The 3593-nt window shown below is 68.9% G+C and carries 4 protein-coding genes; 2 read left to right on the plus strand and 2 right to left on the minus strand.

Translation table 11 applies throughout. The features are described 5' to 3' along the window. Together carB and IP78_RS00840 are read left to right on the plus strand one after the other, a co-directional pair. On the plus strand, positions 1 to 1881 hold a 1881-nt coding region (carB, locus tag IP78_RS00835), incomplete at its 5' end, for a carbamoyl-phosphate synthase large subunit (protein WP_156320228.1). 43 nt (positions 1882 to 1924) lie between these two features. Continuing rightward, positions 1925 to 2587, plus strand: a complete 663-nt coding sequence (locus IP78_RS00840; RefSeq protein ID WP_054109825.1) for a DsbA family oxidoreductase — start codon at positions 1925 to 1927, stop codon at positions 2585 to 2587. 212 nt (positions 2588 to 2799) lie between these two features. Here the strand turns inward: IP78_RS00840 and IP78_RS00845 are convergent, their stop codons facing one another. Both IP78_RS00845 and IP78_RS00850 read right to left on the minus strand, forming a co-directional pair. Then, the gene (locus IP78_RS00845) at positions 2800 to 2979 is read right to left on the minus strand and encodes a hypothetical protein (protein ID WP_054109826.1); all 180 of its coding nucleotides are present in this window, start codon (positions 2977 to 2979) and stop codon (positions 2800 to 2802) included. Continuing rightward, the coding region (locus IP78_RS00850; protein ID WP_156320229.1) for an AAA family ATPase at positions 2976 to 3593 on the minus strand (618 nt) is incomplete at its 5' end. The genes IP78_RS00850 and IP78_RS00845, both read right to left, overlap by 4 nt.

Raw genomic sequence — 3593 nt, forward strand, 5'->3', positions numbered from 1 at the left:
GCCGTGCCTCCACCCCATCCCCAGCCCTTCCCCCTCCAGGGGAAGGGAGCCTCGGAAGTCCGTCGACTGAAATCGATGGGCTTCTCGGACGCGCGGTTGGCCCAGCTGACGGGGACGACCGAACGGGAGGTGCGCAAGCTTCGCCGCGCCCTGAACGTCCGCCCCGTCTTCAAGCGCATCGACACCTGCGCGGCCGAGTTCGCCAGCGCCACCGCCTATATGTATTCGACCTATGAGACCGGCGCGCTCGGCCAGGTCCCCGTCTGCGAATCCCAGCCGACCGACAGGAAGAAGGCGATCATTCTGGGCGGCGGCCCGAACCGGATCGGGCAAGGGATCGAGTTCGACTACTGCTGCTGCCACGCGGCCTTCGCCTTCGCCGACATCGGCGTCGAGTCGATCATGGTGAACTGCAATCCGGAGACGGTCTCGACCGACTACGACACCTCCGACCGTCTCTATTTCGAACCCCTGACGGCCGAGGACGTCCTCGAACTCATCGCCGTCGAGCAGTCGAAGGGCGAGCTGATCGGCTGCGTCGTCCAGTTCGGCGGCCAGACCCCGCTGAAGCTGGCCCATGCGCTGCATGAGGACGGCGTGCCGATCCTGGGCACCAGCCTGGACTCCATCGACCTGGCCGAGGACCGCGAGCGGTTCCAGGTCATGCTCAACGACATCGGCCTGCTGCAGCCGCCGAACGGTCTGGCCCGCAGCCCGGAAGAAGCCGCCCGGGAAGCGGACCGGGTCGGCTATCCGGTCGTGCTGCGCCCGTCCTATGTGCTGGGCGGCCGGGGCATGATGATCGTCCACGATCGCGAGCAGCTGGACCGCTATGTGCACGAGGCCATGCGGGTCTCGGGCGAGGATCCCGTCCTGATCGACCACTATCTGAACCGCGCGACCGAGGTCGACGTCGACGCCCTGTGCGACGACGACACGGTCTTCGTCGCCGGCGTGCTGGAGCACATCGAGGAGGCCGGGGTCCATTCCGGCGACAGCGCCTGCTCCATGCCGCCGTGGTCCCTGTCGGACGCCACCGTCGCCGAGCTGAAGCGCCAGACCGAGGCCATGGCGCGCGCCCTGAAGGTGCGCGGCCTGATGAATGTGCAGTTCGCCATCGAGGAGCCGCACAGCGCCAATCCCCGCATCTTCGTGCTGGAGGTCAATCCGCGCGCCAGCCGCACGGCCCCCTTCGTGGCCAAGACCATCGGCGTGCCGGTCGCCTCCATCGCCGCCAAGGTGATGGCGGGCGTGCCCCTGTCGTCCTTCGGCCTGACGGACGCCCCTTACGACCACATCGCGGTCAAGGAGGCGGTGTTCCCCTTTGCCCGGTTCGCGGGCGTCGACACCGTGCTGGGGCCGGAGATGCGCTCGACCGGCGAGGTCATGGGGCTGGACTTCAAGCGCCCCGGAGAGGCCGACATGGCCCCCGCCTTCGCCCGCGCCTTCGCCAAGTCCCAGATCGGCGGCGGGACCAGGCTTCCGACCGGCGGCTGCGCCTTCATCTCGGTCAAGGACGACGACAAGCCCTTCGCCGTCGAGGTCGCGGCCCTGTTGCTGAAGCAGGGGTTCGAGGTCATCGCCACCGGCGGCACCCACGCCCATCTGACGGCGCAGGGCCTGCCCGTCGGCTTCGTCAAGAAGGTGCTGGAGGGTCGGCCCAACATCGTCGACGCCATGAAGAACGGCGATGTCCAGCTGGTCATCAACACCACCGAGGGCAAGCAGTCCCTGCAGGACAGCTTCAGCCTGCGCCGCACGGCCCTGATGCAGAAGATCCCCTACTACACAACCATCGCAGGGGCGCTGGCGGCGGCGCAGGGGATCGGCGCGATCCAGGCCGACACGCTGGAGGTGCGGCCGATCCAGGCGTACGCCTGAGGATCGCGTTCGGCGCGACGCCCGCGCCCCAAGGAGACGCCGCATGACCCGCACGCTGAAGATCGACTTCGTCTCGGACGTGGTCTGCCCCTGGTGCGTGGTGGGGCTGGGCGGGCTGGAAGGGGCGCTGGAGCGGCTGAGGGGCGAGGGGATCACGGCCGAGGTGTCGTTCCAGCCGTTCGAACTGAACCCCGGCATGGCGGCCGAGGGCGAGAACGTCGGCGAGCATATCGCGAAGAAGTACGGCTCCACGCCCGAGCAGTCGGCGGCGAACCGGGCGATGATCACCGAGCGCGCCGCCGAGGCCTGGGAGGGGTTTGAAATGCGGATGGGGCCGGGCAGCCGCATCTGGAACACGTTTGACGCCCACCGCCTGCTGCACTGGGCCGGGACGGTGGGGGCGGCCCCGCAGAGGGCGCTGAAGGCGGCGCTGTTCCGCGCGCATTTCACCGAAAATCGCTCGCTGGCGGACGCGGGCGTGCTGGCCGATGCGGCGGCGGCAGCGGGGCTGGATCGGGACAAGGCCGTCGAGGTCCTGGCCGACGACCTCTACGCCGCCGAGGTGCGGGCCGAGGAACAGCTGTGGCGCGCCCGGGGGATCAACGCGGTCCCGGCGGTGGTGGTGGAGGGGAAATACCTGATCAGCGGCGGCCAGCCGGCGGCGGTGTTCGAGGAGGCGTTGCGGAGGATTGTGGGGGAGGTTTGACCCATCCCACCAGCTTATCTCTTTCGTCATTCCGGGCGCCGGGAGCGCAGCGACCAGAGACCCGGAACCCAGCGGCGCCGAAGCGAAGCGCAGGCGAAATGCGTCAGCAGACTCGTGCGCGGCAGGTTCGCGCTGTCGCGCGCCGCCTTGTTCCGGGTCTCCCCCCGGCTTTCGCCGGGGTCCGCCCGGAATGACGAAAGAAAAGAGGCGCTCTACGCCGCCTTGGTCTTCCGGGGCTTCACCGGGGCGTCGGCGGCGGTGACGAGGTGACCCTTCCAGCCGGGGGGCGGCAGGAACTTGCCGGACTGTTCCTCGCGCGTGCCGTGCTTGGCCACCCAGGCGGCGTCGCGCAGGGCCTTCAACGTCGTCTCGCGGTCAAAGATCGTGCTCATCGTGGATGCCAATCTAGCAGTTCGGGGTCGTCGCCGCCACTGGCCCAGACTTCCCAGCTGTCCATGATCGGCTTGTAGACGGTCTCAAGATACTCGAGGCTGAGCAGGAAGCGGCGGCGCAGTGTCTCCTCGGGAATGCCGTGGCCGCCTCGGGCGACGCGGTGCGCCACGCGCGCGACCGAATGGTCCGCCGAGGGCAGCCGAAGGTAGACGAGCTCGACCCGATAGCCTCCCTTTCGCCAGTCGCGGATGCGCACCGCGTGGGATCGGGTGGCCAGCGTCGTCTCCAGCACGACGTCGGCGCGCTCCGCGAAAAGCTGGTCAAGCCGCTCCAGAACCAGCCGTCCGGCCGCCAGGTCGCGAGCCGAGCCAAGGCCTGACAGGCTGCGAGCGACCTCGTCGGGATTGACGAACTGGAACGTCTCCGCGCGCTGGCGAAGGAAGCGGTTGATGAAGGTGGTCTTCCCGGCCCCGTTCGGACCGGCGAGGAGGACGAGCGTGGGCATGGGCGAGAGATTAGCGCGTCGGTTGCACTGAGGCGAGATGTTCGCGGCGACGTCCCAGGTTCCTTCTCCCCTTGCGGGAGAAGGTGCCCCGGAGGGGCGGATGAGGGG

Source organism: Brevundimonas sp. AAP58, assembly GCF_001295975.1.
In the GTDB taxonomy this organism is placed as follows: domain Bacteria; phylum Pseudomonadota; class Alphaproteobacteria; order Caulobacterales; family Caulobacteraceae; genus Brevundimonas.

Excerpts from the sequence above, each read along its gene's own strand:
- IP78_RS00845 (WP_054109826.1), bottom strand. The coding sequence starts at position 2,979 with ATGAGCACGATCTTTGACCGCGAGACGACGTTGAAGGCCCTGCGCGAC.
- IP78_RS00840 (WP_054109825.1), top strand. The coding sequence starts at position 1,925 with ATGACCCGCACGCTGAAGATCGACTTCGTCTCGGACGTGGTCTGCCCC.